26 protein-coding genes and 4 tRNA genes are annotated in these 26,953 nt (G+C 66.2%); 17 read left to right on the forward strand and 13 right to left on the reverse strand.

What is annotated here, in order from left to right; all coding sequences use genetic code 11:
• Positions 1-5 precede the first annotated feature (5 nt).
• Positions 6-2,300: a 5-methyltetrahydropteroyltriglutamate--homocysteine S-methyltransferase gene (metE, locus tag WS92_RS24035; protein WP_006025637.1), complete on the reverse strand. Its 2,295-nt coding sequence runs from the start codon at positions 2,298-2,300 to the stop codon at positions 6-8.
• 116 nt (positions 2,301-2,416) lie between these two features.
• On the opposite strand from metE, the gene WS92_RS24040 reads away from it, so the two are divergent.
• The 4 genes from WS92_RS24040 (at position 2,417) to WS92_RS24055 (ending at position 5,799) form a co-directional block, all read left to right on the forward strand.
• On the forward strand, positions 2,417-3,349 hold the full coding sequence (locus tag WS92_RS24040) for a LysR family transcriptional regulator (RefSeq protein ID WP_006025636.1): 933 nt from the start codon (positions 2,417-2,419) through the stop codon (positions 3,347-3,349).
• Between the two features lie 128 nt (positions 3,350-3,477).
• Positions 3,478-4,494: a class 1 fructose-bisphosphatase gene (locus tag WS92_RS24045; protein ID WP_015600187.1), complete on the forward strand. Its 1,017-nt coding sequence runs from the start codon at positions 3,478-3,480 to the stop codon at positions 4,492-4,494.
• Positions 4,495-4,716: 222 nt separating this feature from the next.
• Positions 4,717-4,792, forward strand: a tRNA-Thr gene (locus tag WS92_RS24050).
• A gap of 755 nt (positions 4,793-5,547) precedes the next feature.
• Positions 5,548-5,799 carry a GlsB/YeaQ/YmgE family stress response membrane protein gene (locus tag WS92_RS24055; RefSeq protein ID WP_004197795.1) on the forward strand — a complete coding sequence of 84 codons (252 nt, stop codon included), beginning with the start codon at positions 5,548-5,550 and terminating at the stop codon, positions 5,797-5,799.
• 143 nt (positions 5,800-5,942) lie between these two features.
• Here WS92_RS24055 and WS92_RS24060 read toward each other — a convergent pair whose 3' ends face one another.
• The 4 genes from WS92_RS24060 to WS92_RS24075 form a co-directional block, all read right to left on the reverse strand.
• Positions 5,943-6,431, reverse strand: coding sequence for a TlpA family protein disulfide reductase (locus WS92_RS24060; RefSeq protein WP_006025632.1), 489 nt, complete (start codon positions 6,429-6,431; stop codon positions 5,943-5,945).
• Positions 6,428-7,708: a sialidase family protein gene (locus WS92_RS24065; RefSeq protein WP_059934072.1), complete on the reverse strand. Its 1,281-nt coding sequence runs from the start codon at positions 7,706-7,708 to the stop codon at positions 6,428-6,430. Before WS92_RS24065 ends, WS92_RS24060 begins: the two co-directional genes overlap by 4 nt.
• A complete protein-coding gene (locus WS92_RS24070; protein WP_059934075.1) occupies positions 7,696-10,029 on the reverse strand; it encodes a TonB-dependent receptor in 2,334 nt (777 codons plus the stop codon). Before WS92_RS24070 ends, WS92_RS24065 begins: the two co-directional genes overlap by 13 nt.
• 147 nt (positions 10,030-10,176) lie before the next feature.
• The gene (locus WS92_RS24075; protein WP_015600174.1) at positions 10,177-10,566 is read right to left on the reverse strand and encodes a DUF2946 domain-containing protein; all 390 of its coding nucleotides are present in this window, start codon (positions 10,564-10,566) and stop codon (positions 10,177-10,179) included.
• 205 nt (positions 10,567-10,771) lie between these two features.
• Here WS92_RS24075 and WS92_RS35960 point away from each other — a divergent pair, with 205 nt between their 5' ends.
• Together WS92_RS35960 and WS92_RS24080 are read left to right on the forward strand one after the other, a co-directional pair.
• Positions 10,772-10,918, forward strand: coding sequence for a hypothetical protein (locus tag WS92_RS35960; protein ID WP_006025628.1), 147 nt, complete (start codon positions 10,772-10,774; stop codon positions 10,916-10,918).
• A gap of 245 nt (positions 10,919-11,163) precedes the next feature.
• Positions 11,164-11,757, forward strand: coding sequence for a chorismate mutase (locus tag WS92_RS24080; RefSeq protein WP_059934077.1), 594 nt, complete (start codon positions 11,164-11,166; stop codon positions 11,755-11,757).
• Here WS92_RS24080 and WS92_RS24085 read toward each other — a convergent pair.
• Together WS92_RS24085 and WS92_RS24090 are read right to left on the reverse strand one after the other, a co-directional pair.
• On the reverse strand, positions 11,754-12,893 hold the full coding sequence (locus WS92_RS24085) for an exonuclease domain-containing protein (protein ID WP_059934079.1): 1,140 nt from the start codon (positions 12,891-12,893) through the stop codon (positions 11,754-11,756). The genes WS92_RS24080 and WS92_RS24085 overlap by 4 nt on opposite strands.
• Positions 12,894-13,037: 144 nt before the next feature.
• A complete protein-coding gene (locus tag WS92_RS24090; protein WP_009913299.1) occupies positions 13,038-13,241 on the reverse strand; it encodes a cold-shock protein in 204 nt (67 codons plus the stop codon).
• A gap of 401 nt (positions 13,242-13,642) precedes the next feature.
• Here WS92_RS24090 and WS92_RS24095 point away from each other — a divergent pair, with 401 nt between their 5' ends.
• Together WS92_RS24095 and WS92_RS24100 are read left to right on the forward strand one after the other, a co-directional pair.
• Entirely contained in the window at positions 13,643-13,909 is a 267-nt protein-coding gene (locus WS92_RS24095) for a hypothetical protein (protein ID WP_059934081.1), read from the forward strand.
• Positions 13,910-14,425: 516 nt separating this feature from the next.
• A complete protein-coding gene (locus WS92_RS24100) occupies positions 14,426-15,565 on the forward strand; it encodes a porin (protein ID WP_006025623.1) in 1,140 nt (379 codons plus the stop codon).
• Between the two features lie 218 nt (positions 15,566-15,783).
• Here WS92_RS24100 and greB read toward each other — a convergent pair whose 3' ends face one another.
• Entirely contained in the window at positions 15,784-16,347 is a 564-nt protein-coding gene (greB, locus tag WS92_RS24105; protein ID WP_015600480.1) for a transcription elongation factor GreB, read from the reverse strand.
• A gap of 115 nt (positions 16,348-16,462) precedes the next feature.
• Between greB and WS92_RS24110 the strand changes: the two genes are divergently transcribed.
• Together WS92_RS24110 and WS92_RS24115 are read left to right on the forward strand one after the other, a co-directional pair.
• Positions 16,463-16,539, forward strand: a tRNA-Arg gene (locus tag WS92_RS24110).
• Between the two features lie 58 nt (positions 16,540-16,597).
• A tRNA-Arg gene (locus tag WS92_RS24115) sits at positions 16,598-16,674 on the forward strand.
• A 133-nt stretch (positions 16,675-16,807) separates the two neighbouring features.
• Here WS92_RS24115 and WS92_RS24120 read toward each other — a convergent pair.
• From WS92_RS24120 to WS92_RS24135, 4 genes are all read right to left on the reverse strand, one after another.
• On the reverse strand, positions 16,808-19,177 hold the full coding sequence (locus tag WS92_RS24120; protein WP_006025621.1) for a RelA/SpoT family protein: 2,370 nt from the start codon (positions 19,175-19,177) through the stop codon (positions 16,808-16,810).
• A gap of 66 nt (positions 19,178-19,243) precedes the next feature.
• The gene (gene rpoZ / locus WS92_RS24125; protein ID WP_006025620.1) at positions 19,244-19,447 is read right to left on the reverse strand and encodes a DNA-directed RNA polymerase subunit omega; all 204 of its coding nucleotides are present in this window, start codon (positions 19,445-19,447) and stop codon (positions 19,244-19,246) included.
• Positions 19,448-19,507: 60 nt separating this feature from the next.
• Complete coding sequence (gmk, locus tag WS92_RS24130; protein ID WP_059934083.1) at positions 19,508-20,191, reverse strand: guanylate kinase; 684 nt, start codon at positions 20,189-20,191, stop codon at positions 19,508-19,510.
• Between the two features lie 6 nt (positions 20,192-20,197).
• Positions 20,198-21,121, reverse strand: coding sequence for a YicC/YloC family endoribonuclease (locus WS92_RS24135; RefSeq protein ID WP_006025618.1), 924 nt, complete (start codon positions 21,119-21,121; stop codon positions 20,198-20,200).
• A gap of 171 nt (positions 21,122-21,292) precedes the next feature.
• Here WS92_RS24135 and rph point away from each other — a divergent pair, with 171 nt between their 5' ends.
• The 6 genes from rph (at position 21,293) to WS92_RS24165 (ending at position 25,614) form a co-directional block, all read left to right on the forward strand.
• The gene (rph, locus tag WS92_RS24140) at positions 21,293-22,024 is read left to right on the forward strand and encodes a ribonuclease PH (protein ID WP_059934085.1); all 732 of its coding nucleotides are present in this window, start codon (positions 21,293-21,295) and stop codon (positions 22,022-22,024) included.
• A 2-nt stretch (positions 22,025-22,026) separates the two neighbouring features.
• On the forward strand, positions 22,027-22,653 hold the full coding sequence (gene rdgB, locus WS92_RS24145) for an RdgB/HAM1 family non-canonical purine NTP pyrophosphatase (RefSeq protein WP_059934087.1): 627 nt from the start codon (positions 22,027-22,029) through the stop codon (positions 22,651-22,653).
• Positions 22,650-23,867, forward strand: coding sequence for a radical SAM family heme chaperone HemW (gene hemW / locus WS92_RS24150; RefSeq protein ID WP_059934091.1), 1,218 nt, complete (start codon positions 22,650-22,652; stop codon positions 23,865-23,867). Before rdgB ends, hemW begins: the two co-directional genes overlap by 4 nt.
• A 110-nt stretch (positions 23,868-23,977) precedes the next feature.
• Positions 23,978-24,065: transfer RNA gene (locus tag WS92_RS24155), tRNA-Ser, on the forward strand.
• Between the two features lie 780 nt (positions 24,066-24,845).
• Positions 24,846-25,121 carry a hypothetical protein gene (locus tag WS92_RS24160; RefSeq protein ID WP_059934093.1) on the forward strand — a complete coding sequence of 92 codons (276 nt, stop codon included), beginning with the start codon at positions 24,846-24,848 and terminating at the stop codon, positions 25,119-25,121.
• A 118-nt stretch (positions 25,122-25,239) separates the two neighbouring features.
• A complete protein-coding gene (locus WS92_RS24165) occupies positions 25,240-25,614 on the forward strand; it encodes a hypothetical protein (protein ID WP_059934095.1) in 375 nt (124 codons plus the stop codon).
• An 88-nt stretch (positions 25,615-25,702) separates the two neighbouring features.
• Here the strand turns inward: WS92_RS24165 and WS92_RS24170 are convergent, their stop codons facing one another.
• The gene (locus WS92_RS24170; protein WP_006025612.1) at positions 25,703-26,125 is read right to left on the reverse strand and encodes a GFA family protein; all 423 of its coding nucleotides are present in this window, start codon (positions 26,123-26,125) and stop codon (positions 25,703-25,705) included.
• A gap of 289 nt (positions 26,126-26,414) precedes the next feature.
• Here WS92_RS24170 and WS92_RS24175 point away from each other — a divergent pair, with 289 nt between their 5' ends.
• A complete protein-coding gene (locus WS92_RS24175) occupies positions 26,415-26,909 on the forward strand; it encodes a TonB family protein (RefSeq protein WP_015601272.1) in 495 nt (164 codons plus the stop codon).
• Positions 26,910-26,953 lie beyond the last annotated feature (44 nt).

A 26,953-nucleotide genomic window follows, 5' to 3' on the forward strand; every position in this document is an offset into this window, starting at 1 on the left:
TCGCGTCAGGCCAGCGCCGTCTGCTCGACCGTCTGCCGCACGCGCTTCGCCGCGTCGACCATCGCTGTGAGCGCCGCGTCGACCTGCCCCCACTCGCGCGTCTTCAGCCCGCAGTCCGGATTCACCCACAGGCGCTGCGCCGGAATCCGCTCGAGCGCGAGCAGGATGAGCCGCTCGATCTCGTCCGAGTGCGGCACGCGCGGCGAATGGATGTCGTAGACGCCCGGCCCGATCTCGTTCGGATACTCGAACGTCTCGAACGCGTCGAGCAGCTCCATGTTCGAGCGGGTCGTCTCGATCGAGATCACGTCCGCGTCGAGCGCCGCGATCGACGGCAGGATGTCGCCGAACTCCGAATAGCACATGTGCGTGTGGATCTGCGTCGCGTCCGCGACGCCCGACGCCGCGATCCTGAACGCGCGCACCGCCCACTCCAGATACGCGGCGCGATCGCGCGCCTTCAGCGGCAATCCCTCGCGCAGCGCCGGCTCGTCGATCTGGATCATCCCGATGCCGGCCTTCTCGAGATCGAGCGTCTCCTGCCGCAGCGCGAGCGCGATCTGCAGCGCCGTCGTCGCGCGCGGCTGGTCGTCGCGCACGAACGACCATTGCAGCATCGTCACGGGCCCCGTCAGCATCCCCTTCACCGGCTTCGTCGTCAGGCTCTGCGCATACGACGCCCAGCCCACCGTCATCGGCTCCGGCAGATAGACGTCGCCATAGACGAGGGGCGGCTTCACGCAGCGCGAACCATAGCTCTGTACCCAGCCGTTGCTCGTGATCGCGAAGCCCCACAGCAGCTCGCCGAAGTATTCGACCATGTCGTTGCGCTCCGCCTCGCCGTGCACGAGCACGTCGAGGCCGTACGCGAGCTGCTTGTCGATCGCGATGCGCACCTGCTCGCGCATCGCCTCCAGATAGCCAAGGTGATCGAGCACGCCCTGCTTGAACGCGGCGCGCGCGCGGCGGATCTCCGGCGTCTGCGGGAACGAGCCGATCGTCGTCGTCGGCAGCGGCGGCAAGTCGAAGCGCGCGCGCTGCGCGGCCGCGCGCGCCGGATACGCGCTCGCGCGGCGCGCGTCGGCGTCGGTCAGCGCCGCGACGCGGCGCTTGACGAGCGGATTGTGGATGCGCGCCGACGTGCGGCGCGCGGCCGCCGCCGCAGCAGCGGCGTCGAACTCCGCCGCGACCGCCGCGCGCCCCTTCACGAGCGCGTCGCGCAGCGCCGCGACCTCGCGCGTCTTCTGCGCCGCGAACGCGAGCCACGCCTTCAGCTCGTCGTCGAGCTTCGGCTCGTGCGCGAGATCGACGGGCGCGTGCAGCAGCGAGCAGCTCGTCGCGACCCACAGCCGCTCGCCGAGCGCGTCGCGCACCGGCGCGAGCCGCGCGAGCGAGCGGTCGAGGTCGTTGCGCCACACGTTGCGGCCGTCGACGATGCCGCACGACAGCACCTTGTCGGCCGGATAATCCGCGACGAATGCGTCGAGCTGCGCGTCGCCGCGCACGAGGTCGATGTGCAGGCCCGCGACGGGCAGCGCCTTCAGCCGCGCCGCGTGCTCGCTCGCGTCGTCGAAGTACGTCGCGACCAGCAGCTTCGGCGCGCCGGGCGCGAGCGCTTCGTACGCGGGCTGCGCCGCGTCGCGCCACGCGGCGGGCAGATCGAGCGCGAAGATCGGCTCGTCGATCTGCACCCAGTCGACGCCCTCTTCCTTCAGCCGTGCGAGCAGCGCGCGATACGCGGGCACGAGGCGCGGCAGCAGATCGAGACGCTCGGCGAGCCCGTCGCGCGCCTTGCCGAGCCAGAGCAGCGTGAGCGGGCCGACGAGCGCCGCCTTCGCGCGGTGGCCGAGCGCGCGCGCTTCGCGCACCTCGTCGAAGAGCCACTCGACGCCCGGCCCGAACGTCGTCGCGGGCGAATACTCGGGCACCAGGTAGTGGTAGTTCGTATCGAACCACTTCGTCATTTCCATCGCCGGCTGAGCGGCGTTGCCGCGGGCGGCCGCGAAGTGATCGGCGAGCGTGAGCGCGCGCGCGTCGAAGCCGAAGCGCGGCGGCAGGCCGCCGACATGCGCGAGCGTCGTCAGCACGTGGTCGTACCACGCGAAATCGCCAACCGTCACGCAGTCGAGCCCGGCGTCGCGCTGCGTGCGCCAGTGCGCGGCGCGCAGCGCGCGGCCGGTGTCGACGAGCGCGCGCTCGGCGTCGGCCGACGCACCGTCGCGCCAGTAGCGTTCGAGGGCGAACTTCAGTTCCCGTTGCGCGCCGATGCGCGGAAAACCCAGGATATGTGCGGTGCTCATCTCGATCCTCCAGAAGTGACCAGCAGTATCGGATTTGCCCTATCATTACTCAAACGAAAGTTTTTGCCGAACAACATGAATATTTTTCAACTTCAAACCCTGCGACGCGCACTGCGATGATCCGCTCCCCGCTCGAATTCCGGCATCTGCAGACGCTCGTCGCGCTGCGCGATACCGGCAACCTGTCGCGCGCCGCGCAGGTGCTGTGCCTCACGCAGTCGGCGCTGTCGCATCAGTTGAAGGCGCTCGAGACGCACTTCGGGCTGCCGCTCTTCGTGCGCAAGTCCGCGCCGCTCACGTTCACCGCGGCCGGCAAGCGGCTGCTCGCGCTCGCCGAGCAGGTCGTGCCCGCGATCGAGGAAGCCGAGCGCGACATCGCGCGCCTCGCGCTCGGCACGGGCGGCGCGCTGCGGATCGCGGTCGAATGCCATACCTGCTTCGACTGGCTGATGCCCGCGATGGACGCGTTCCGGCAGCGCTGGCCGGAAGTCGAGCTCGACATCGTGTCGGGCTTTCACGCGGACCCGATCGGCCTTCTGCACCAGGACCGCGCGGATCTCGCGATCGTCGCCGAGGCCGACGCCGACGAAGCGGTCGACTATCACCCGCTCTTTCGCTTCCAGATCGTCGGGCTCGTCGGCAACGACCACGCGCTCGCGCAAAAACCGTCGCTGGCGGCCGCCGACTTCGGCGACGAAACGCTCATCACGTACCCGGTGCCCGACGAGATGCTCGACATCGTCCGGCAGGTGCTGAAGCCCGCCGGCATCGAGCCGAAGCGGCGCACGTCGGAGCTGACGATCGCGATCCTGCAGCTCGTCGCGAGCCGGCGCGGCGTCGCGGCACTGCCGCTGTGGGCGGTCGCGACCTACCTCGACAAGCGTTACGTGAGCGCGCGCCCGGTGCTGCGCGCCGACGGCTCGACGCTGTCGGGCGAGCTCTACGCGGCGACGCTGCCCGCGTTCTCGACGCGCGCGTACGCGGCCGACTTCGTCGCGACGATGCGCGAGACGAGCGCGGCGTCGCTGCCCGAGATCGAGCTGCTGTAGGCGGCGCGCCGCCCGCCGCTTGCGGCCCGTTTTCGCCGAAAAACCGTCTGCCACGGGTCGCGACGGGTAAAATCGAGCCTATTCCTATCCCAACATCCAACGCATTCTTCAGCCTCTCGGAGTTCCCCATGTCCATTACCCGACGCACCACGCTGTCCAAGTATCTGATCGAGCAGCAGCGTGAGACCCACAACCTCCCCGCCGACCTGCGCCTGTTGATCGAAGTGGTCGCGCGCGCGTGCAAGGCGATCAGCTACAACGTGAGCAAGGGCGCGCTGGGCGATGCGCTCGGCACGGCCGGCAGCGAGAACGTCCAGGGCGAGGTGCAGAAGAAGCTCGACATCCTGTCGAACGAGATCCTGCTCGACGCGAACGAATGGGGCGGCAATCTCGCCGCGATGGCGTCGGAGGAAATGGAGACGTTCTTCCCGATCCCGGAAAATTACCCGCGCGGCGAATACCTGCTCGTGTTCGATCCGCTCGACGGCTCGTCGAACATCGACGTGAACGTGTCGATCGGCACGATCTTCTCGGTGCTGCGCTGCCCGGACGGCCAGTTGGCGACCGAGCAGTCGTTCCTGCAGCCGGGCACCGAGCAGGTCGCGGCAGGCTACGCGGTGTACGGCCCGCAGACCGTATTCGTGCTGACGACGGGCAACGGCGTGAACTGCTTCACGCTCGACCGCGAAGTCGGCTCGTGGGTGCTCACGCAGAGCAACCTGCGGATTCCGGAGGACACGCGCGAATATGCGATCAACGCGTCGAACGCGCGCCACTGGTACGACCCGGTGAAGCGCTACGTCGACGAGCTGAACGCAGGCGTCGAAGGCCCGCGCGGCGAGAACTTCAACATGCGCTGGATCGCGTCGATGGTCGCCGACGTGCACCGGATCCTGAACCGCGGCGGCGTCTTCATGTACCCCGCCGACAAGCGCACGCCGGATCGTCCGGGCAAGCTGCGGCTGATGTACGAGGCGAATCCGATGTCGTTCATCGTCGAGCAGGCGGGCGGCGCGGCGACGACGGGCCTGCAGCGGATCCTCGACGTGCAGCCGACGGGCCTGCACCAGCGCGTGCCGGTGATTCTCGGCTCGAAGAACGAAGTCGAGCGCGTCGCGCGCTATCACCAGGAAGCGCAGTCTTGACGCACGACCGCGGGCGCCGGGGCGCCGCCGCCGGCACCGCCCTGCCGCATCCGGCGCGCTCCGTTCGATGTGCACTCGTCGAATGACGGCGAACCGGCGCGAATCGGTTGCGCGAAATATCGACGAATCGGGCCGTTATCCGCGCGGCAAAAAACATCGAATTTTTTTCGCCAACCCTCTTGCCAAGCCTCCAGTAGCTCCCTATAATTTCATTTCTTTGTTGCCGGTGTAGCTCAGTTGGTAGAGCAGCGCATTCGTAATGCGAAGGTCGTAGGTTCGACTCCTATCTCCGGCACCAACAGATTCAAGGGCTGCGATGCGAAAGCATCGCAGCCCTTTTCATTTATCGATCCGATCAAGCCCGCCCATGCGGCCCGATCCGCAAGACACGTCGAAGCTTCCGCCTCTGTCGGCGTTGCGCACATTCGAAGCGTCCGCGCGCGGCGACAGCCTCGCCGAAGCCGCGCGTCATCCGCATGTCACGGTCGCGAGCAGCGGCAGGATCGACAGCCGCGTTCTCCTCACGACAACCGTCGTCGCGCTCCAAGCGATACCGGACAGCAGTCCGAACCAATCGCCGATAACGGTCCCGAATAAAGCAGCACCGTCACGTGGCTCGACGTCGTTGGCGCGATGCCAGCGCGATCGCAATCGATCGCCACGCCTTCGACATGTTTCGACTCAAGCGCACTTGCGCGTTCATTCGTCCGCCTGAACGGTGCCGTACCGCACTGTGCGCATGCCCACCGTCGGCTACCGTCAAAACCATTCGCTGCGCCGCCGCACGCGCCGCTCGCAACGCAGCGCGTCATCGCAAGCCAATCGGGCACACGTTTTCTTACGCTTTTATTTCAATGCGCGCATCGGCATTCGTCCGGCAAAAAATATTTGGTCAATCCGGACGGGATGCGTAACATTACTTAACGATCCTGACCCGCCTATTGCAGTAAATTGCGTGTGCGACGCTCCGGGATCGGCGTGCGATCCGCGTCACGTCACAGGCAGCGCCCGACGTCGGCTCATTCGTGGGAACTAACAAAGGAGAGGACCACCATGGCTCATGGCTTGATTATGTGGCTCATCATCGGCGCAATCGCCGGCTGGCTCGCCGGCCTGCTCGTGAAGGGCGGCGGCTTCGGGCTGCTCGTGGACATCATCGTCGGCATCGTCGGCGCCGTCATCGGTGGCTGGCTCGCCGGCATTCTCGGCATTCACATCGGCGGCGGCTTCATCAGCTCGGTGATCGTCGCCGTCATCGGCGCAGTCATCCTGCTGTTCGTGATCCGGCTATTCAAGCGAGCCTGACGTATAACGACGTTGCCCGGCGCGCCGCATGGCCGCCGGGCGCTTTCTCGCCTTCCCCCCGCCTTTCTCGCGGCCGCGCGCCGCGTTCTTCTGCATTCCGGATCGCTTACTCGCGCCGACGACCTTCGCCTCCCCACCGATCGTCAGGAATCCCGATGTTGCAGCCAAGCATCGAGCACGGCCGGCGTGAGCAAGCCGCTCTTCGCGCGCCGCGTGCCGTCCGCGCCGATCCACAGCGTGCGCGGCAGTTCGCCACGCCACGCCGGATCGAGCGCCGCGCGCAATCGTTCCGGCATCGGCTCCGCGTTCGCGTATTGCCTGACCGTTGCGGGCAGTTGCATCTGCGCGAGCGCGCCGGCGAGCGCCTGCGCGTGCTCGTCGAGCGAGTCGAGCGCGACGAGTGCGATGCGCACCTGCGGATGCCGCCGCTGCCATTCGACGAGATGCACGGCGTTCTCGCGGCAGTAGCCGCAGTCGAGCGACCACACTTCGACGACGAGCGGCGCCCCGCTTCCGCTCGCATAGAGCGATGCGACCTCCGACGCGCGCAGCGGCTGCGGCGCCGGCACTTCTCCCGCGACGCCCGACGCGACAATCGCGAACGCAGCGAGTGCGAAAACCATTCGTTTCATTGCTGCGCCTCCACGTCGATCAATCGATAGCCGTCGTTGCGCGTGCGCCATGACAGATAGATGCGTCCGCGGTCGGCCAGCAGTTGCGGGTTGTCGCTCGCGCCCGACGTGTACGCGAGCGTGCGCGGCGCGCTCCAGTGCATGCCGCCGTCGTCCGACCGGCGCAGCCTGATGCGCATCGTGTCGCCGTCGAACGCCTTCCACGCGAGCCATAGCGTGTCGCGCTGCGCGACGAGTGCCGCATGCGACGCCTGTTCGTTCGGCGCCGCCGGATCGTCGCCGAACGCGAGCGGCGTGCCGAGCGGCGCGCCGCTCGCATCGAGTCGCGAATAGAACACGTCTGCCTTGCCGTCGACGACGCCGAACCATGCGAGATGCCGCACGCCATCCGTCGTGATCGCGAGCGCAGGCCCGTGATCCGGGCACGCCTCGACATGCCAGTTCGAGAATGTGGCGCGCACGGGCTCGACCGCGCGGTCCGCCGACGCGGGCAGCACCGCCACCGCATGATCGCGGATCTGGCCTGGGAACACGTTGCGCCACGCGGCCTGCACGCGGCCGTCGGCATCGATCGCCATCGCGATCCGGCAGCATTCGCACGTGTGGTCGCTCACCTTGCGTTCCGGCTCGAACGTCGCGCCGCCGTCGGTCGACACCGCGTAGTAGATCGCCGCGCCGTCGTACGAACGCCCCGCCCGGTGCGCCGCGACGAGATCCCGCTTGTCGATCCACGCGACGAAGATGCGGCCTTGCGGATCGATCGTCAGCATGTCGAAACGATGTGTGATCGCCTGCCGGTCGCGATGCACGGTGACGGGCACCGACCACGTCGCGCCGCCGTCGAGCGAGCGCGAGAAGCGCACCATCCCGGTGTAAGGCGCATCGAGCGGCATCGACCACGTGACGTAGATCGCGCGCCCGTCCGGGCTCGCGGCGATCTTCGGCCGGTTCTCGGCGCTCGTGTAGACCGGTTCGGGCAGCGCGTTGACCGTCGCGGGCGCGCTCAGCGTGCGCCCGGCGTCGTCCGAATGCGCGACGACGACATGCTGCCCTTCGACCCACGCGACCCACAGCCGATGACGCGCATCGAATGCGGCTCCCGTCGCGAGCGGCGCCTTCTGCGCCGCGCCGGCCGGCGCAGCGTCCATCTCCATGTGCGCAGCATGCGCGGACGATGCGCCCGCGGCCGGCTGCGCGTCGTGCGCGAGCGCACCGCGCGCGAACGCAACAAGCACGACGAGCGCGACGCCCGCCGATCGATGCTTCATAGCGACCATTTCAACTCTCCATAAAAAGTGCGGCCCGGATAAGGATGGAACACGTAGTAGCGGCGATCGGTCACGTTGTCGATGCCGAACGACGCGAGCCAGTGCCGATCGAACCGGTAGCGCGCCTTCAGGTCGACGACCGCATACGAGCTGGTGCCGCCGTACACGTTCGGATTCACGTCGCTGTTGTCGAGCGCGTTGTACTGCCGCCCCGAATAGCGAACGCCGACGCTCGTCATCCAGTGCTCGTCGAAGCGGTACGACGCGAGCAGGTTCGCGCGCATCCGCGGAATCCTCGGCCAGCGCGCGCCGACGTAGTTCGGGTTCGCCGCGTCGGCGAGCGTCTGCGCATTCGTCGCGGACACGTTCGCGTCGACGTCGAGTCCCCTGATTGCGACGTCCTGCCCCGAGAACGCGAGCTCGACGCCGCGCACCCGCACGCGGTCGACATTCGAGATGTTCGTGTACGTCGAAGCGCCCGCGAGCGTCGTCTGGCTGTAGATCGATTGGCGCAGATCGCTCTGGAACACGCTCGCGCGCACGACGCCGAAGCCCACGTCGCGCTCGGCCGTGAAGTCCCAGTCGATCGCCTTTTCCGGCTGCAGGTTCGGGTTGTTGTTGACGATCGCGTTGTTCGAGATCGTGCCCTGGAACAGCTCGGCGACGGTCGGAAAACGCGTGCCCGTCGCGAACGACAACCTCAAGCGCCACGCATCCGCCGGCTGCCATTCGAGCGAGAGCTTCGGCGAGAACGCGGTCGCGCCGCGGTCCGCATAGCCGAGCGTCGCGCTCGCGTTGCCGAGCTCGCCTCCATACGCGTCCCACCGCTCGTAGCGCAGGCCGAGCGTCGCGAGCCAGCCGGGCGCGAAACGCCACGCGTCCTGCGCATACAGCGCCTGCGTGCGCGTGTTGCCGCGATAGCGGTTCGCGAGCGTCGTCGGCACGGCGTTTTGCCAATCCGCCGTGTTGTAGGTCGCGTTGCGCAGGAAATAAGCGTCGAAGTGATAGCCGAACGAAAAGCGGTGCCCACGCGCGTCGGGCGACTCCGCGCGCAAGTCGACGGTGCGCCAGCCGGTGCCGTCGCCGCGGAACACCGTTCCAGGCCCGCCGTCCCATGCGCCGGGCGGCGCGCTCGACGCGCTGCGCAGCACGTCGCGCGACACCTCGTATGCGGACGCGGTCGCCGACAGTTTCCAGCCGGACGCGAGACGCGCGTCGAGCCCGAGGCCGTACAGCCAGTTCTCCTGATCGCCGTTCTGCGGCGCGAACGCGGTGGGCGACACCGTGTAATTGCGCCCGCCGAACGACACGTTGCCGCCGTACACCGGATTACCCGCCGCGTCGCGCAGCAGCGTGTCGCCGTGCTGCCGGTAGTGGTTCTCCCAATGGCCGAGCGTGACCGTCGCGTCGACGTGGTCGGTGAACGCATAGCCGAAGCGCAGCGTTTCGTTGAGCTGCTCGGTGCGCTCGATCGTCTGCGCGCCGACGATTGTCCGCGGCCGCCCGTTCGGGCCGATGTCGGAAACGGCGCCCGTCACCGGCACGCTCGCGCCGAGCCTCGGATCGAACGCGCCGTTCGGGCTCGCGTATTGCATCGGCTGGCTATCGTTTTCGAGCCGGTCGAGCGACAGCGCGTACCAGAAGCGCCCGACGCGGTCGGCGATGCGCGCGGTCTGGTGATTGCCGCCGAAGCTGTCGGCAAAACCATAGCCATCGTGATAGCGCTGCGTGAAGAACTGCGTCGACACCGACGCCTCGAGCCGATCCGGCTTGCGCGTCGTGATCTGCACGGTCGAGCCGATCGCGTTGCCCGGGTAGAGCGCGGAGAACGGGCCGTACAGCACGTCGACGCGCGCGACGTCGTCGGGCTGGATCAACGACCAGCGCGGCGGATACGAATAGCTGGAGCCGAGCAGATTGGACAGCAGGATGCCGTCCGCGTAGACGAGTCCGCGCGCGCTCTGCAACTCGTTGAAGTCGCGGCCGGCGAACACGGAGTTGCGATCGCCGATATAGCGCCGGCGCACCATCAGGTTCGGCGCGTACTTGAGCGCGTCTTCGGTCGTCACGTTGACGTGCGAATCGATCTGCTCGCGCGTGAGCGTCTCGACGACGCCGGGCGTGCCGGGCGCGAATGCGGGGCGCGGCGCGGTGATCCTGACGACATCCAGGGTCTTTCCGGATGCGGCCGGCTCGGCGGCGGCGGACGTTGAATCGGCAGGGACGGCGGCGCCCGTCGTGGCGGCGTGGGCGGCGGGCCAGGCGAACGCCGCAGCGCACGCGGCCGCGAGCCGCCTGCGCGCGACATGCGCGGCAAGTTCATGGGACATGGAAAAGCGAATCCTGAAACGTGGTCGGCGGATCGCCGCGCGGGCGAACGCGCGCCGCGCCTGTCTTCAAGGAAGAACGGGCACGACGCCGGACGTCGCGCGCACGACGACGCTCACGCGTGGCGATGCGCGAGCGGGCTGCGGAAATCAGACCGGGACGGTTTCAGGCGGAGCGCGCGGCTGCGCGATGCGCACGCCGCGGCGAAAGAAGACGGCGGGCCGCTCGGCGCGGTTTGCATACACGAACGCGCGGACGAAGCGGGGCAACACGGGCGCGCTCGAGCCGAGCGCGACATTCGCGGCGAAGCCGGGACAGTAGACGCAATGCGCGGCGTGCGCGAGCGAACCGTCGTCCTGGCGCGTCGCCCCGCCGCTGCCGATGACGACGCGCTGCGCGCCCGCTGCGCTGCACAATTCGAGCGCGAACGGCACGTCGTGCGCGTTCGCGGCGGCGCGCGCATAGCCGATGACGGGCGACAGTACATTGAGTACCAGCGCCAGCCAGACGAGGCTCAACCATCGCGTCGAACGTTTCATCGCAGTTTGGGGAAAAGAGGCGCGCAGTATAACAAGGCGGTTCGCGATCGCGCTTCGAAGGAGGCGCATCCGTGCGGGATCACGCGTTGCTGCACATCAACGCAAACGCATGTGCTGTTTAAGCAACAGAGACAAAATCTAACGATTGAACACTGGCATAAAGCAAAGCTCGCGTTCGATAATCGTCTCACCAAGGAGAGAAATCATGGACGAAAGGCCCACCCGCATTCCGCCTCCCGAGAAAGTGATGAGCCCGGACCCTGAGCCCGTGGCCGTCGAGTTTCTCGCCGAGTTGCCCGAGCACGTGCGCGCGTTCTTCGACGAGCAGCGCAAGCTGTGCTCACCGAAATGACCGTGCATCCGCTGGCGGCACGTGCGGGCCGGTGAATCGTCGCGTGTCCGCGAACGCTTTCGTGTGCCCCACCACTTCGCCGTCCCGGCAAGCCGCACGGAATCCGGCCCGCCATCGTGAGCCGGGTCGAGGTTGTTGCGTCCGCTGATCTCCCGCTTGCGCCACGTCGCTGCGCAACGTCTTCGCTTATTCTTCTGTTTTTTCCATCGCCCGGTTCCCGCACGCCGGCATTGTCATTTTTCGCCATGAAACAGTCGCTTCGCGCAAGCCTGGCCGCCGCCTTGCTCGGCTGCGCCGTGCTGAGCGCGCCCCGCATCGCCGCCGCCGACGGTGACGACACCGCGCTCACGAACCTCGTCGCGCTCGCGTCGCAGCGCCTTGCGCTTGCCGAACCCGTCGCTCACTGGAAATGGATCAACAGGAAGCCGATCTCGGACCCGCCACGCGAAGCGGCGCTCCTGGCCGACGTCGAGAAGCGCGCGACGGCGAACGGCGTCGATCCCGCGTACGCCCGCGCGTTCTTCGACGACCAGATCGCGGCGAGCAAGCAGGTGCAGAACACGCTCTTCGCGACATGGCGCGCAACGCACGGCCCCGAAGGCCCGGCGCCCGATCTGGCGACGAGCACGCGGCCGCAGCTCGACCGGCTCACGCAATCGCTGATCGCCGCGCTCGCGCGCGTCGCGCCGCTGCGCGATGCGCCGGATTGTCCGTCGCGCCTCGCACGCAGCATCGCGAACTGGGAGACCTTGACGCGCTACGACTCCGGTCAGAAGGACGCGCTCGGCACCGCACTGTCGCACGTCTGCACGGCGGGCAGCGCCAGCGCCGTCGGCTAGGCTGCGGCAGGCGCGGCGCCCGCGAGCGGAATCAGCTCGAGCCCGCGCGCGAGATGCGTCTGCAGAATGCGGCGCACCGCCGGCGCGGCGTCCGACACGCCCTCGCCCGCCGCGCGCGCATCGGCCGCGAGCGCCGCCGCCTGCTCGAGCGACGATGCCGCGCCGACGTAGCGCCAACGGTCGACCACATGGAAGACGCTCGACTCGCCGCGCTCCTCGAACGCGACCGGCCCATCGAACGGCCAGTGCGCCTCGCCCGCGGCGCTCCGGTCCGGCCGCCGGTTGAACGACGGCGCGAGCGACGCGATCCAGTCCGCCTCGGCCAGCAGCGCGCCGAGCTCGCCGCCCGTCTCGCGCCATTCGACGCGCCGAACCAGTTGAGCGAGCCGCATTTCCTTCGCCGAGCGTCGCTCGCCCGTCAACAGCGCGCGCAACCGCTGGCGGACCCGAACGCTGCGACCGACATAGAGCGGCGCATCGTCGTCGCCGAACAGCGCGTAGACGCCGCAGCCGGCGGGCGCGCTTTCCAGATACGCTTCCGTCAACTCCCCGGCGAGCCTGAACCGGCGCGTCGTGCGCGCGATCTGCTCGCGCAGCCGCTCGGCGGGTATCGCGTCGTGCAATTTTTGCCAGAACTGCCAGATGAGATCGGCGTCGGCAAGCGCCCGGTGGCGCGCCGACGGCGCGAGCGCGTGCCGCTCGATCAGCGCGTCGAGCCCGTGGCGCGACTCACGCGGAAAAAGCGCGCGCGACAGCCGCACCGTGCAAAGCACGTCGGGATTGAACGCGACGCCCGCGCGCTCGAACTCCGCGCGCAGGAAGCCGCGGTCGAAGCTCGCGTTGTGCGCGACGAAGAGTTTGCCGTCGAGCCGCTCGAACAACGCGGACGCGATGTCGGCGAACGTCGGCGCTCCGCGCACCATCGCGTCGGTGATGCCCGTGAGTTGCTGGATGAACGGTGGAATCGGCTGCCGCGGATCGACGAGCGTCGTCCACGTCGACACGTGGTTCGCATTCACGACGACGACGCCGATTTCGGTGATGCGATGCTCGGCGGCCGAGCCGCCGGTGGTTTCGAGGTCGACGAACGCGAGCGGCGTGTCGATCGCGGGATGAAGCAGCGGCGAGGCGGACATGGATGGGCGGACGGCGCTTCGTATTGTGTCGGACGGAGCCGGGAGAGCGGCTCCCGGCACTGGCAGTCCTTATTCTACCCGCCTGGAAAACCAAAACCCCCGCCGAAGCGGGGGTTTGCACGGCCCTCGGCGCGTTTCAGGCGTTCAAAGCGCCTGAATATTCGCGGCTTGCTTGCCCTTCGGGCCGGTTTTCACTTCGAACGACACACGCTGATTCTCTTTAAGGGTCTTGAACCCCTCCATCTTGATTTCGGAGAAATGGGCAAACAAATCCTCGCCGCCATTGTCCGACGTAATAAAGCCGAAGCCCTTAGCATCGTTAAACCATTTCACGATACCGGTATCCATATTCCTAGTTCCCCACTAAATAAAAATAACACACGGGCTACGCCCTTATACCGTCACACAAAGCTCCGACGCTTCCTCCACCCCTCATACGATCTGCTGGAAGCACCGCAAGCTTGGTGTTGCTTTTATAAATTGGAAAATCCAATCCAGTCAAGAAAATTTTTGATGACCGCTTATGCGATTTGATACGAATACAACTGGAATCGGTACACTAGGGCCAAGAAATTAATTAACCGCAACAACACCTGTCATTATTACCGGGGAAAACGATCAATTAAATCCGCAAAAGAAAAATCTACCGCAATCAAGCGAATCGACCACGGCTCAGTATTTGTCCGGGTTGCGGTGCGCAACAAGCTTTGCAATGCTGGTCCTCGCCCAGAAAGGCGCTGGAGACTGTCATGCTGAACGGCATCAAACGTTTCGCACACCGGCTCGGTATTGTGCGCCGCAGCAATGCGGCAGGTCGCGCACCGGCGGCATCCGACATGTTCGCCAGCGAATTCGATTCCACTTGGCACGGCGATCATTGGCAGAACCTGCTCGCCTCGCCGCTCGATGCGCGTCATTACGTGATGGAAGATTGGGCGCAACCCGCCATGCCCGAGCGAGACAAACAGGCGGACACGTCGCCGCCCAAGCGACGCACGCGCTGGTATGAACAATAGGCAGGCAAAAAAAAGCGCGACCGGAAAGTCGCGCTGACAAAGGTTTGGAGATCTTTTCCGTCAACGAAAAAGTCTGCTTAGGTAAGCAGAAGTTGCAGTATAACGAGTTGACTCCCTTTCATTAGTCATACTCCCCACAAACCTCTATTGCCGAAGCGTCAATAATCCCATTCCCACGCACGCAGCTCGGCCGCCTCCCCCAACAGATTGTCGCTGTCACGCAACGCTACGGCAGGTTCGGAAACGGAAAAATATTCCCTCGATTCGGGCCAAAGCCTTGCTCCACAAGGGTTTCCGTCGCAACCCCAATTATTTCTAAAACGCAAATATATTATTTCTTAAACTGAATTCATCGACTTTCGGCAACGCTCTTTTACACTGCGGATAGCTTGTGATGACGGGCGTCGGTACACGCCCGAGACATACCCCGGCTCCGTTTCTCGCAGCAGCGGCCGGGTACATCGAAGGACAGGTCAGATATCGTCATCCACCCTGTTTCGGACGGAGATAAACCCAATGAAAAAGACCCTCATCGTTGCCGCTCTCTCTGGCGTTTTCGCGACGGCCGCTCACGCGCAAAGCAGCGTGACGCTGTACGGCCTGATCGACGCCGGCATCACCTACACGAACAACCAAGGCGGCCACAGCGCTTGGTCGCAGTCCACCGGCTCGGTCAACGGCAGCCGCTGGGGCCTGCGCGGCGCCGAAGATCTCGGCGGCGGCCTGAAGGCGATTTTTGTGTTGGAAAACGGCTTCGGCATCAATAACGGCACGCTGAAGCAGAACGGCCGCGAGTTCGGCCGTCAGGCGTTCGTCGGACTGTCGCACGAGCAATACGGCGCGCTGACGCTCGGCCGCCAATACGATAGCGTTGTCGACTACATCGGGCCGCTGTCGCTGACGGGCACGCAGTTCGGCGGCACGCAGTTCGCCCACCCGTTCGACAACGACAACCTGAACAATTCGTTCCGGATCAACAACGCGGTCAAGTACACGAGCGTGAACTGGGCCGGCCTGAAGTTCGGCGCGTTGTACGGCTTCTCGAACAACAATCAGTTCACGAACAACCGCGCATATAGCGCGGGCGTATCGTACAGCTACGCCGGCTTCAACGTCGGCGCCGGCTACTTGCAGTTGAACAACGAATTCGGCCCGACGGTCTCCAACGCGGCCGGCGCGGTCGCGCTCGACAACACGTTCGTCGGCAAGCGCCAGCGCGTGTTCGGCGGCGGCCTGAACTACACGTACGGCCCGGCGACGGCCGGCTTCGTGTTCACGCAATCGCGCGTCAACCGCGCGACGGCGATCAGCGCGGGCGCATCGGGCATCTCGAGCGGCATCGCGCTCGACGGCACGTTCATGCGCTTCAACAACTACGAAGTGAACGGGCGCTACGCGATCACGCCGGCATGGACGGTAGCGGGTTCGTACACGTACACCGCCGGCTTCATCGAGAACCATCACCCGGGCTGGAACCAGTTCAACCTGCAAACGGCCTACGCGCTGTCGAAGCGCACGGACGTGTACCTGCAAGGCGTGTATCAGAAGGTCAACAGCGACGGCACGGGCCTCGGCGCCTACATCAACGGTGTCGGCGGCATGTCGTCGAGCGAAAAGCAGATCGCCGTCACGGCCGGCCTGCGCCACCGCTTCTAATCGGTTCTTCGGCACCGATCCAAAGCGCCCCGCCCGGGGCGCTTTTTTTATATCCGATCGTATCCAGCCGGTCGCGCGCGCGTTATTGCGCCGCGCGTCTTGCGTGCTGCCGTCGCGACGATCGTTCGCGCCTTCGCAAGCTTATCCAGGCACGCGCGCCGAGCGAATTCTCGCCCTTGCGATGCGCGACGAAATCAAAGCGCGCCCCACGGCGGCGCTCACGCTGCACCCGGCGACGGGTAGCGGACGTCGAGCACGTCGATCGGCTCAGGACCGACGGGAGTCAACAGCGTGACCGTGTCGCCGACGCGCGCCTTCAGCAGCGCACGCGCGACGGGCGAGATCCAGCTCACGTGCCCGCGATCGAGATCGACCTCGTCGACGCCGACGATCGTCACCGTGTGCTCGGTGCCGTCCTGCGTCGCGTAATCGACGGTCGCGCCGAAAAACACCTGATCCGCGTTCTCCTGGCGGCTCGCGTCGACGACTTCGGCAAGATCGAGGCGCTTCGTCAGAAAGCGGATGCGGCGATCGATTTCGCGCAGACGCCGCTTGCCGTAGATGTAGTCGCCGTTCTCGGAGCGATCGCCGTTCGACGCCGCCCACGACACGAGCTTCACCACCTCCGGACGCTCTTCGTCGATCAGGTGCAGCAACTCGTCGCGCAGACGCTTGTGGCCCGCCGGCGTGATGTAGTTCTTCGCGCCAGGCGGAATCGCCGCCTGCGCGTGTTCGAGGTCGTCGTCGTCTCCGTCCGACTCCTTCACAAACGCCTTGTTCATGATGCAATTTCAACGACTATCGGATGCTGCAAGGTTACACGAACGGCCTCATCCGATAAATCATCACGAAAGGCTTTCCTTTTCAAATTTGTTTGCTATAATCTCACTTCTGCGTGCGGCTGTAGCTCAGTTGGATAGAGTACTTGGCTACGAACCAAGGGGTCGTGGGTTCGAATCCTGCCAGCCGCGCCACTTTTTCGAGGCCTTCTCCCGAGAAGGCCCTTTCAGTTGAAGTTGTACCGCTTTGCGTGCGGCTGTAGCTCAGTTGGATAGAGTACTTGGCTACGAACCAAGGGGTCGTGGGTTCGAATCCTGCCAGCCGCGCCATTTATGAAGGGCCTTCCTCCGGGAAGGCCCTTTGTTTTTGCCCATTCTCGGACAAACGCACCCCGCTGCCCCGCCGGCATCACGCCGAGGCAAGCGCGGCGCATGCGCCCCACCGCCGGGCGCCGCCCACGCACTAGTAGTCCTGCCGCTCGCGATCGATCCGCATCCCGCCATCGTGGCGCGCATGCACGACATCGTCGCTCGAGCGCTCACGCATGATCCGCATCACGTCCGGATTCGTGCGCACGCGGCGCATCACGTTCGCGAGGTGCACGCGATCGCTCACCTGGATCACGAAGCGCAGCACCGTCGATTCGTGCGTCAGATCCTCGTCCATCGCGATGTGGACGATGTTCGCGTCGGCCGACGTGATGTCGGCCGCGACGCGCGCGAAGATGCCCTTCGTGTTGCTCACGAGCGCCTTCACCGCGACGTCGAACAGGCGGCCCGGCTGCGGCGCCCATGCGACGTCGATCCAGCGGCCCGGATCGCGCCGGTGGATGCGCTGCGCGACGCGGCAGGCGGTCGTGTGGATCGCCATTCCGAGCCCGATGCCGATGTAGCCCATGATGTCGTCGCCCGGAATCGGCCGGCAGCACGCGGACAGTTGCACCGACATGCCTTCCGTGCCGGTGATGACGACGGGCGGCGCATGGTTCGCCGCATGACGCTCGGCGCGCGGCAGATCGTCGTCCGCATCGCGCCCGCTCGTCAGCACCTCGATCCGTTTCGCCATCACGGCGGCCACGCGGCGGCCGAGGCCGATGTCCGCAAAGATCTCCTGACGGCTCTTGTTGCCCGTCCACTGCACGAGCTTTTCCCATACCTCGGGCGCGACGTCGGCGAGCGCGAGCCCATAGCCCTTCAGGCTCTGATCGACGAGCCGCTCGCCCAACTGCACCGATTCGTTCAGGCGCATCGTCTTCAGGTAATGCCGGATCGCCGAGCGCGCCTTGCCGGTGCGCACGAAGCCGAGCCACGCGGGGTTCGGCTTCGAGTACGGCGCGGTAATCACCTCGACGATGTCGCCGCTCTTCAGCTCGGTGCGCAGCGGCAGCAACTCGTTGTTGATCTTCACGGCAACGCACTGATTGCCGAGATCGCTGTGGATCGAATACGCGAAGTCGAGCGCGGTCGCACCGCGCGGCAGCGCCATGATCTTCGACTTCGGCGTGAACACGTAGACCGCATCCGGGAACAGGTCGATCTTCACGTGCTCGAGGAATTCGCTCGAATCGCCCGCCTCGCTCTGGATGTCGAGGAGCGACTTGAGCCACTGGTGCGCGCGCTTTTGCACGTCGTTCAGATCCGCGCCGCCGTTCTTGTACAGCCAGTGCGCGGCGACGCCCGCTTCCGCGATCTCGTGCATCTTGCGCGTGCGCACCTGGAACTCGATCGGCGCGCCGAACGGGCCAACGAGCGTCGTGTGCAGCGACTGATAGCCGTTGACCTTCGGAATCGCGATGTAGTCCTTGAACTTGCCGGGCACGGGCTTGTAAAGCGCGTGCAGCACGCCGATGCACGTGTAGCAGTCGAGCGGATGTTCGACGACGATCCGGAAGCCGTACACGTCGAGCACCTGCGAGAACGACAATTGCTTGTCGCGCATCTTCTTGTAGATGCTGTAGATCGTCTTCTCGCGACCGGTGATTTCGGCATCGATCTTCGCGTCCGCCATCGCGCGCTGCACCGACTCGAGGATCTTGCCGATCACTTCGCGGCGATTGCCGCGCGCGGCCTTCACGGCCTTTTCGAGCGTCGCGTAGCGATGCGGATTGAAGTTCGCGAAGCTCATGTCCTGCAGCTCGCGATACGTATTGTTCAGGCCAAGGCGGTGCGCGATCGGCGCATAGATGTCGAGCGTCTCGCGCGCGACGCGGCGGCGCTTCTCCATCGGCACCGCGCCGAGCGTGCGCATGTTGTGCAGGCGGTCGGCGAGCTTCACGAGGATCACGCGCACATCGCGCGCCATCGCGAGCAGCATCTTGCGGAAGTTCTCCGCCTGCGCTTCCTCGCGGCTGCGGAATTCCATCTTGTCGAGTTTCGACAAGCCGTCGACGAGCTCGGCGACCTTCGGGCCGAAGCGCTCGGCGAGCTCGCTCTTCGTCACGCCCTGGTCTTCCATCACGTCGTGCAGGAGCGCCGCCATGATCGCCTGCGCGTCGAGCTTCCAGCCGGCGCAGATTTCCGCGACGGCGACGGGATGGGTGATGTAGGGTTCGCCGCTCTGGCGATACTGGCCGAGGTGGGCTTCGTCGCTGAAGTGGAACGCCGCCTTGACCTCTTTGATTTCCTCGGGGCTGAGGTAATCGGCAAGCGCGGCGGTCAGTTTCGCGATGGAAACGACGCCGTGCTTGCGGGGCTGCTCGGGTGTCGCGGTCGGCCCGAACAGATGGCGAAACGACTGTTCGAGGACCGCGTCGATATATTGACGCGCGTGCGACGCAGCGGTGGCTTCGGCGTGCCCGGCCTCCGAGGAGGCGGACGATGGTGTAGTGCTCATTTTCGCCTCCTTGGTTCGCTCGTCGGTTGCGCGGGGGACTACATGGCTGAAGAAACCGGGTGCGCCTTAAACGGGCACTTTCTTCAGCATTTCCACGCCGACCTGGCCGGCCGCGATCTCGCGCAGCGCGACGACCGTCGGCTTGTCGCGGCTTTCGATCTTCGGCGTATGGCCTTGCGCGAGCTGCCGCGCGCGATAGGTGGCGGCGAGCGCCAGTTCGAAGCGGTTCGGAATCTGCTTCAGGCAGTCTTCAACGGTAATGCGAGCCATGTTGGGTCATTCCTTCTGAATATGTTGCTTATTCTACCTTATGTGCCTTGTTCGCCGCCGTCACTCCGCATGCGGCAGATGAATGCCGAGCTCGACGAATAGTTCGGCATGCCGTGCATATTGCGACGTGAAGCGCAGGCGCGTCGCGGCGACGATGCACTCGAGCTCGGCGAGCGCGCGCGCGAAGGTCTCGTTGATGACGACGTACTCCGCTTCCGCCGCGTGCGCGATCTCGCTGCCCGCGGCGAGCAGGCGCCGCGTGATCACGTTCGGCTCGTCCTGTCCGCGCTTTTTCAGCCGCTCCTCGAGCGCCGCGAGCGACGGCGGCAGGATGAAGATGCCCACCGCGTTGTGGAACTGCTTCTTCACCTGCTGAGCGCCCTGCCAGTCGATTTCGAGCAGCACGTCGTGGCCGTTCTTCATCTGCTCTTCGATCCACACGCGCGACGTGCCGTAGTAGTTGCCGTGCACTTCGGCGCTCTCGAGAAACTCGTGGCGCGCGTGACGCTCGCGGAAGTCCTCGACCGTCGTGAAGTGGTAGTGCTGGCCGTCCTGCTCGCCCGGACGCGGCTTGCGCGTCGTGTACGAAATCGACAGACAGATGTCCGGATCCTTTGACAGCAGCGCGTTGACGAGCGTCGACTTGCCCGCGCCCGACGGCGCGACGACCATGAAGAGATTGCCGGGATAGACGCCGGCGTGCAGCGAATGCGCCACCGCGCCGTCGTGGTTCGAATCGGTCATGTTGCGTTACTCCAGGTTTTGCACTTGCTCGCGCATCTGCTCGATCAACAGCTTGAGCGCCATCGACGCGTCGGCGAGCTCCTTCGCCGCCGCCTTCGAGCCGAGCGTATTCGCCTCGCGGTTCAGCTCCTGCATCATGAAGTCGAGACGCTTGCCGACGCGGCCGCCCTTCTCGATCACGTGGCGCGTCTCGTTCAGATGCGCGGTGAGGCGCGACAATTCTTCCGCGATGTCGATGCGGATGCCGTACATCGTCACTTCCTGGCGGATGCGCTCGGCCGCCTCCTCGCGCGACACGACGGGCGCGCCGCCCTCCGGCGCCGCGACGCCGAGCGCTTCCTGCAGCCGCTCGACGATCTTCTGCTGATGCTTCGCGATCAGCTCCGGCACGAGCGGCGCGATGCGCGCGACGATGGCCTCCATCTCGGCGACGTTCGCGAGCAACATCGTCGCGAGCTGCGCGCCCTCGCGCGAGCGCACGACGACAAGCTCGCCGACCGCCTCCTTGCCGCACGCGAGCACCGCTTCGCGCAGCGCGTCGGCCGACACGCCGCTCTCGGCGAGCACGCCCGGCCAGCGCAGGATCTCGCCCGCGCGCAGGCGGCCCACGCCCGGAAACGCGTCGAGCACCGCGCGCTCGAGCTCCGCGAGCTGGCCGAGCGCCGCACGGTTCAGCGCGCCCGCGTTCACGTTCTGATCGCCGCGCTGCAGGTTGATGCGCACGTCGACCTTGCCGCGCGACAGCTTGTTCATCAGCATCTCGCGCAGCGCCGGTTCGCACGCGCGCACGTCGTCCGGCATCCGGAAATTCAGGTCGAGGAACCGCGAATTCACGGTCCGCAGTTCAACCGATACGCTCGTGCCGCCATTGCCGGAGGCCGTCGCGAGATCGCGCGTCGCGCTCGCATAGCCCGTCATGCTGTAGATCATCGTTCGTCCCGTCGTTTGATGGCCCAGCGGGCCGGAAGGATTCGAGACGCCCGGCGCTTACGAGGCGCGGGGCGCGAAACGGTCATTATCCCATTTTTGCGGGCCGGACCCGCCGGGCCGATGTGCCGCGCGCGCGGTAAAATTCGGGTTTCTCCTCAGCAGATTGCCCCGATGACGAATTCCTCCCCACGCCCGAGCGGCCGCCGCGCCGACCAACTGCGCGACGTGCGCATCACGCGCCACTACACGAAGCATGCGGAAGGCTCGGTGCTCGTCGAGTTCGGCGACACGAAAGTGATCTGCACGGCAAGCGTCGCCGAGCGCGTGCCCGAGTTCCTGCGCGAGCGCGGCCAGGGCTGGCTCACCGCGGAATACGGCATGCTGCCGCGCGCGACGCACACGCGCAGCGACCGGGAAGCGGCGCGCGGCAAGCAGACGGGCCGCACGCAGGAAATTCAGCGCCTGATCGGCCGCGCGCTGCGCGCGGTATTCGATCTGAACGCGCTCGGCCCGCGCACGCTGCACCTCGACTGCGACGTGATCCAGGCCGACGGCGGCACGCGCACGGCAAGCATCACGGGCGCGTTCGTCGCCGCGCACGACGCGGTGACACAGCTCGTCGCGGCGGGCAAGATCGCGCGCTCGCCGATCACCGACTACGTCGCGGCGATCTCGGTGGGTGTATTCGGCGGCGCGCCGGTGCTCGATCTCGACTACGACGAAGACTCCGCGTGTGACACCGACATGAACATCGTAATGACAAGCGCGGGCGGCTTCGTCGAGGTGCAGGGCACCGCGGAAGGCGCGCCGTTCTCGCGCGCCGAGATGAACGCGCTCCTCGACCTCGCGCAAGCCGGCATCGGCGAACTCGTGCGGCTGCAGCGCGCCGCGCTGGAGGCTTGACGATGTCGCACGCATCGCCCGGCGCCGCGCGCTCGCGCATCGTCCTCGCGTCGAACAATCCGGGCAAGCTGCGCGAGTTCGCCGCCCTCTTCTCGACAGCGGGCATCGATATCGTGCCGCAAGGCGAGCTCGGCGTATCCGAAGCCGACGAGCCGCACGTGACGTTCGTCGAGAACGCGCTCGCGAAGGCGCGCCATGCGTCGCGCGCGACGGGCCTGCCCGCCGTCGCCGACGATTCCGGCCTGTGCGTGCCCGCGCTGCGCGGCGCGCCGGGCGTCTACTCGGCGCGCTACGCGCAGCGCGCCGGGCGCGAGAAGAGCGACGCGGCGAACAACGCGTATCTCGTCGAGCAACTGCACGACGTCGCCGACCGGCGCGCGTACTACTGCTGCGTGCTCGCGCTCGTGCGCCACGCGGACGATCCGGAGCCGATCATCGCCGAAGGCCGCTGGGCGGGCGAGATCGTCGATGCGCCGCGCGGCGCGCACGGCTTCGGCTACGATCCGCACTTCCTCGTGCCGGCGCTCGGCGCGACGGCGGCCGAGCTCGATCCGGCCGCGAAGAACGCGGTGAGCCATCGCGCGCTCGCGCTGAAGGCGCTCGTCGCGCGGCTCGGAGAGATTCGATGAGCGACGCGGCCGCCAACGGTGCGCGCGTCGTCGCGACGTTCGCCGCGCCCGGCCGGATCCGGCTCGCGTCGCTGCCGCCGCTCGCGCTGTACGTGCACTTCCCATGGTGCGTGCGCAAGTGCCCGTATTGCGACTTCAATTCGCACGAATGGAAGGACGGCGGCGCGCTGCCCGAGCGCGACTATCTGGACGCGCTGCGCGCCGATCTCGAGCACGCGCTGCCGCTCGTCTGGGGGCGCCAGGTGCACACGGTGTTCATCGGCGGCGGCACGCCGAGCCTGCTGTCGGCGGCGGGGCTCGACCGGCTGCTGTCCGACGTGCGCGCGCTGCTCCCGCTCGACGCGGACGCCGAGATCACGCTCGAGGCGAACCCGGGCACGTTCGAGGCGGCGAAGTTCGCGCAATTCCGCGCGAGCGGCGTCAATCGTCTGTCGATCGGCATCCAGAGCTTCAACGAAGCGCACTTGAAGGCGCTCGGGCGCATCCACGACGCCACGCAGGCGCGCGCCGCGGCCGAGATCGCCGCGCGCACGTTCGACAACTTCAACCTCGACCTGATGTTCGCGCTGCCGAACCAGACGCTCGACGAATGCCGCGCGGATCTCGAAACCGCGCTGTCGTTCGCGCCGCCGCATCTGTCGCTTTATCACCTGACGCTCGAGCCGAACACGTACTTCGCGAAGTTCCCGCCCACCGTGCCGGACGACGACACGTCGGCCGACATGCAGGACTGGCTGCACGAACGCACCGCGCAGGCGGGCTACGCGCGCTACGAGGTGTCCGCATATGCGAAGCCGCATCGGCAGTGCAGGCACAATCTCAACTACTGGCGCTTCGGCGACTATCTCGGGATCGGCGCCGGCGCGCACACGAAGCTGTCGTTTCCGAACCGGATCCTGCGCCAGGCGCGCTACAAGCATCCGGCGACGTTCATCGAACAGGCGAAAGCCGGCACGGCCGTGCAGGAAGAGCGGGAAGTGGGCCCGCACGATCTGCCGTTCGAGTTCATGCTGAACGCGCTGAGGCTCGTCGAAGGCGTGCCCACGCACAGCTTCGCGGAGCGCACCGGCATGTCGCTCGCCTCGATCGGGCCCGCGCTCGCGCAAGCCGAGCGGCGCGGCCTCATCGTGCATGATCACACGCGCATCGCGCCGACGCCGCTCGGCCAGCGCTTCCTCAACGATCTGCAGGCGCTTTTCCTGCGCGACGAATGACGGGCGACCGACCGGCGTGAACCGACGCGTGCGCGCTCAGGCGCGCACGCGCGAATCGAACGCCGCGACGCGACGATTCGCGCGCCGTTTCGGTTACAATGCTCGACCTTGGAAGCGTGGCCGAGTGGTTTAAGGCACTGGTCTTGAAAACCAGCGACGGGCAACTGTCCGTGAGTTCGAATCTCACCGCTTCCGCCAAGTCCTCCTCTCGCCGTCTCCGAATCGATCCGGCAGGCACCTCCCCGCACGCGTGACCTTCAACGCATGGCCTTCATCAAGACAAGACGCGCCGCCAGGAAGCGTTTTGAATCTGTCGATGCCAGACAATGCGAACGACGCTTTCATCGATGCATCGTCCCGCTCACGACGCCAAGGCGTTCGAGCCGGACACGCACGCGCCTGAAGTCGTGCTGCGATGGAGCAAGTGCGCTCGACGCGTCGACCCGTGCGCTCCAAGGCCGAGTCGGGTCACTGCTGCTCGCCACGGTCATTCCGTGTCGGCACGTGGACGGCGGCCCGCGATATTCGTCGAGTCGACACCGAGGCCGACCGGCACGAACACCGGCTTCGACACCGATGAACGCGCTTCAACCGACCGCCCTTTACGACCTTTTTACTTGTAACCGGATGGCGGCTCAATAAAATATCCCTGTAATCCCACCGAGAGCCGGCGACATGACCATTCGATGTCCTCGTCCCCCAAGTTGCATCGCGACCTGACAGGCAGGACGCCGGCTCTTTTCTTCGAGCGGTCGCCCTGCCGACAGGCGGACGACGCGCGCCCGTAGCAACCTTTTCGAGTGCCTTTGCGCATACCCGGAGCCGCGATTGCAGCGATTCGGGATGTGACGCGCCCGGCCGCGATGGCCGGTGCGTCCCCCTGTGCTTCGCCCGCCCTTTCGAACTTCACCTCGCTTGCACGCAGCGGATGATGCGCGAGCACGCGCGCCATCTGCACCGAAGAAGAAAGGATGACTGATGAACGAGCTTCATGGAACGGCGACACCGACCAGCATGCCGCGATTGAGCGCGCATGAAATGGCCGCACTGATGCTGCTCGAACATGCGCCCGTCGAGGTCGAGCAGGGAACGCTCGACATGACCACGCTCCGCGACGCAGGGCTGGCGGAACTGGTCGATCGGGAAAAGGGTGAGCCCAAGTTCTCCATCACGCGAAAGGGCAAGGTCCTGTTGCGAATCCTGAGCGTGCTGGTCCCACGGGAAAGCATCGCCTCAGCGGCGTATCGGTCCTGATTTCGCGAGCGTCTCGCCAAACGCGCGAGCCGCTACCCCACGCACGTCGGCGCGAACACGCTTTGATCCACGGGCATGCCCGCCTGCATGCATTGCAATGACGAACTGGAGTCCTGACATGTTTGAACTCAACAAGCATTACACGCGCGAATTCATCCACACCGCCTGCGGCGGCAGCAAGCAGGCCTTTCTGCCGACGAAGAACGGCAAGGTCGTGGCCGCCTGCCTGCGAACGGATCTCAATCCGCAAGCGCCGGACGTCATCATCTGCGACGGCAGCGCATCAGCGCGCGCCGCAGGCAAAACGCTCGCCGGTCAGGGCGGTACGATCCCCGTGTTCATCAAGATGGAGACGGACGCGTTTCGGTTCGTCGGCCTGTTTGCAGTCAGCGAATCCTTGATCGCGCCGCTCGATTACACGCCCTATGTGCGCAACAGCGGATTCACGATCGGCCAGGTTTCGCGCGTCCTGAAAATGAAGCGCTGCGAATAGGCATGAAAGAAGGCGGCGCGACGGCAATTCGGCGTCGTGCCGCCGTTCGGCTGCCGGCCGGCGATTCGGAAACGGCCTGCGTCGCCTTCTACCGCCCGGGGCGCGCACTCTTCTCCGCGAACTCGGCGACGAGCGGGCCATACGCCCCCATCGCCGGGAATCGGTCGAAGCTGTGCGCGGCGCCCGTCTTCGCCCAAGGCAGTGCCTCGCTGGCATAGGTTTCGATATAGGGCTTGAACCATCCGCAATCGTCGAGCATCGTCGGGCGGACGTTGACGAATCCCATGCTGGGTTCGAGCTCGGTGAACACCCAGCTCTTGCACCAGTCGCAATGCCGGTGATGAATCTCCGCGCCATGCGCGCCGCCGACGACCGGCTCGCCGGCCGTCACGCGAAAGCCGCCTTCCGGAATCGCCATCGAGAGTGAAAAGGCGCTTGCGCTCATCCTCTGGCAGCCGGTGCAGTGGCACGCCATCGTCAGCAGCGGCGGCGCGGTGATCTCGAAGCGCAATCGTCCACAGCGACATCCTCCCGTCCAGGGCAATTTCCAGTCGTCCATCGCACGCTCTTTGGCAGTGGGCATTCAAAGAGACGAAATCATATTACGGACCGGAACACACAATCAACGCAGTTCGCATGCGCCGAAATCCGGCGCGAGGCGGCTTCGCATCGTCACCACGCCGCCATCGCGCGGCGCCGAAACCGCTCCCCGGAGAACGGAGATCGTTTGTCCCGATGCACAGCGATACGCTCAGACCTATCATGAAATCTGCGCTCTGCCGATCTTCCGGGAGGCGATCATGACGACGCGCGACGAGTTCCTCCGAATCCGGGCCGCATGGCGCGGCGCTGTCCTGTCCGCGTGCGCGGCCGCGCTCGCGGCCTGCACGATCACGCTGCCGCCGCCGCACGGCGCGGTCGTCGTGCCGAGCGTCTCGTCGATGAGCACGACCGAATACCGCGCGGCCGTCGCGCAACGCATCGCCGACAGCAATTCGGACCGCATCCTGCACGGCACGCCACAAGCCATGCTGCGCTCGCTCGTCGTCGTCGCGTTCACCGTCGATCGCAACGGGCAGCTCGTGAAGTCGGCCGTCTACCGCAGCAACGGCGACGACGAAGCCGAGGGCATCGCGCTCGCGTCGCTGCGCCGCGCCGCGCCATTGCCGCCGCCTCCCGCGAAGTTGCTCGACGGGCGCGGCCAGATCGAAATGATGGAAAGCTGGCTCTTCAACGACAACGGACAATTCCAGTTGCGCACGAAAGCGGCGCCGCAGGCGCAGACGCTCAACTGAACGCGAACACGCACGCACTCGCGCGCGATCCACCGCGCTCTCGC

It is taken from the genome of Burkholderia sp. MSMB1588 (assembly GCF_001546925.1).
GTDB lineage: Bacteria > Pseudomonadota > Gammaproteobacteria > Burkholderiales > Burkholderiaceae > Burkholderia > Burkholderia humptydooensis.

Excerpts from the sequence above, each read along its gene's own strand:
- WS92_RS24060 (WP_006025632.1), bottom strand. The coding sequence starts at position 6,431 with ATGAAACGAATGGTTTTCGCACTCGCTGCGTTCGCGATTGTCGCGTCG.
- rpoZ (WP_006025620.1), bottom strand. The coding sequence starts at position 19,447 with ATGGCTCGCATTACCGTTGAAGACTGCCTGAAGCAGATTCCGAACCGC.
- gmk (WP_059934083.1), bottom strand. The coding sequence starts at position 20,191 with ATGACCGATTCGAACCACGACGGCGCGGTGGCGCATTCGCTGCACGCC.
- WS92_RS24055 (WP_004197795.1), top strand. The coding sequence starts at position 5,548 with ATGGCTCATGGCTTGATTATGTGGCTCATCATCGGCGCAATCGCCGGC.
- WS92_RS24080 (WP_059934077.1), top strand. The coding sequence starts at position 11,164 with ATGAAACAGTCGCTTCGCGCAAGCCTGGCCGCCGCCTTGCTCGGCTGC.
- WS92_RS35960 (WP_006025628.1), top strand. The coding sequence starts at position 10,772 with ATGGACGAAAGGCCCACCCGCATTCCGCCTCCCGAGAAAGTGATGAGC.
- WS92_RS24045 (WP_015600187.1), top strand. The coding sequence starts at position 3,478 with ATGTCCATTACCCGACGCACCACGCTGTCCAAGTATCTGATCGAGCAG.
- WS92_RS24100 (WP_006025623.1), top strand. The coding sequence starts at position 14,426 with ATGAAAAAGACCCTCATCGTTGCCGCTCTCTCTGGCGTTTTCGCGACG.
- WS92_RS24075 (WP_015600174.1), bottom strand. The coding sequence starts at position 10,566 with ATGAAACGTTCGACGCGATGGTTGAGCCTCGTCTGGCTGGCGCTGGTA.
- rdgB (WP_059934087.1), top strand. The coding sequence starts at position 22,027 with ATGTCGCACGCATCGCCCGGCGCCGCGCGCTCGCGCATCGTCCTCGCG.
- WS92_RS24070 (WP_059934075.1), bottom strand. The coding sequence starts at position 10,029 with ATGTCCCATGAACTTGCCGCGCATGTCGCGCGCAGGCGGCTCGCGGCC.
- WS92_RS24085 (WP_059934079.1), bottom strand. The coding sequence starts at position 12,893 with ATGTCCGCCTCGCCGCTGCTTCATCCCGCGATCGACACGCCGCTCGCG.
- metE (WP_006025637.1), bottom strand. The coding sequence starts at position 2,300 with ATGAGCACCGCACATATCCTGGGTTTTCCGCGCATCGGCGCGCAACGG.
- rph (WP_059934085.1), top strand. The coding sequence starts at position 21,293 with ATGACGAATTCCTCCCCACGCCCGAGCGGCCGCCGCGCCGACCAACTG.
- WS92_RS24040 (WP_006025636.1), top strand. The coding sequence starts at position 2,417 with ATGATCCGCTCCCCGCTCGAATTCCGGCATCTGCAGACGCTCGTCGCG.
- greB (WP_015600480.1), bottom strand. The coding sequence starts at position 16,347 with ATGAACAAGGCGTTTGTGAAGGAGTCGGACGGAGACGACGACGACCTC.
- WS92_RS24175 (WP_015601272.1), top strand. The coding sequence starts at position 26,415 with ATGACGACGCGCGACGAGTTCCTCCGAATCCGGGCCGCATGGCGCGGC.
- WS92_RS24135 (WP_006025618.1), bottom strand. The coding sequence starts at position 21,121 with ATGATCTACAGCATGACGGGCTATGCGAGCGCGACGCGCGATCTCGCG.
- WS92_RS24090 (WP_009913299.1), bottom strand. The coding sequence starts at position 13,241 with ATGGATACCGGTATCGTGAAATGGTTTAACGATGCTAAGGGCTTCGGC.
- WS92_RS24165 (WP_059934095.1), top strand. The coding sequence starts at position 25,240 with ATGTTTGAACTCAACAAGCATTACACGCGCGAATTCATCCACACCGCC.
- WS92_RS24095 (WP_059934081.1), top strand. The coding sequence starts at position 13,643 with ATGCTGAACGGCATCAAACGTTTCGCACACCGGCTCGGTATTGTGCGC.
- WS92_RS24160 (WP_059934093.1), top strand. The coding sequence starts at position 24,846 with ATGAACGAGCTTCATGGAACGGCGACACCGACCAGCATGCCGCGATTG.
- WS92_RS24120 (WP_006025621.1), bottom strand. The coding sequence starts at position 19,177 with ATGAGCACTACACCATCGTCCGCCTCCTCGGAGGCCGGGCACGCCGAA.
- hemW (WP_059934091.1), top strand. The coding sequence starts at position 22,650 with ATGAGCGACGCGGCCGCCAACGGTGCGCGCGTCGTCGCGACGTTCGCC.
- WS92_RS24065 (WP_059934072.1), bottom strand. The coding sequence starts at position 7,708 with ATGGTCGCTATGAAGCATCGATCGGCGGGCGTCGCGCTCGTCGTGCTT.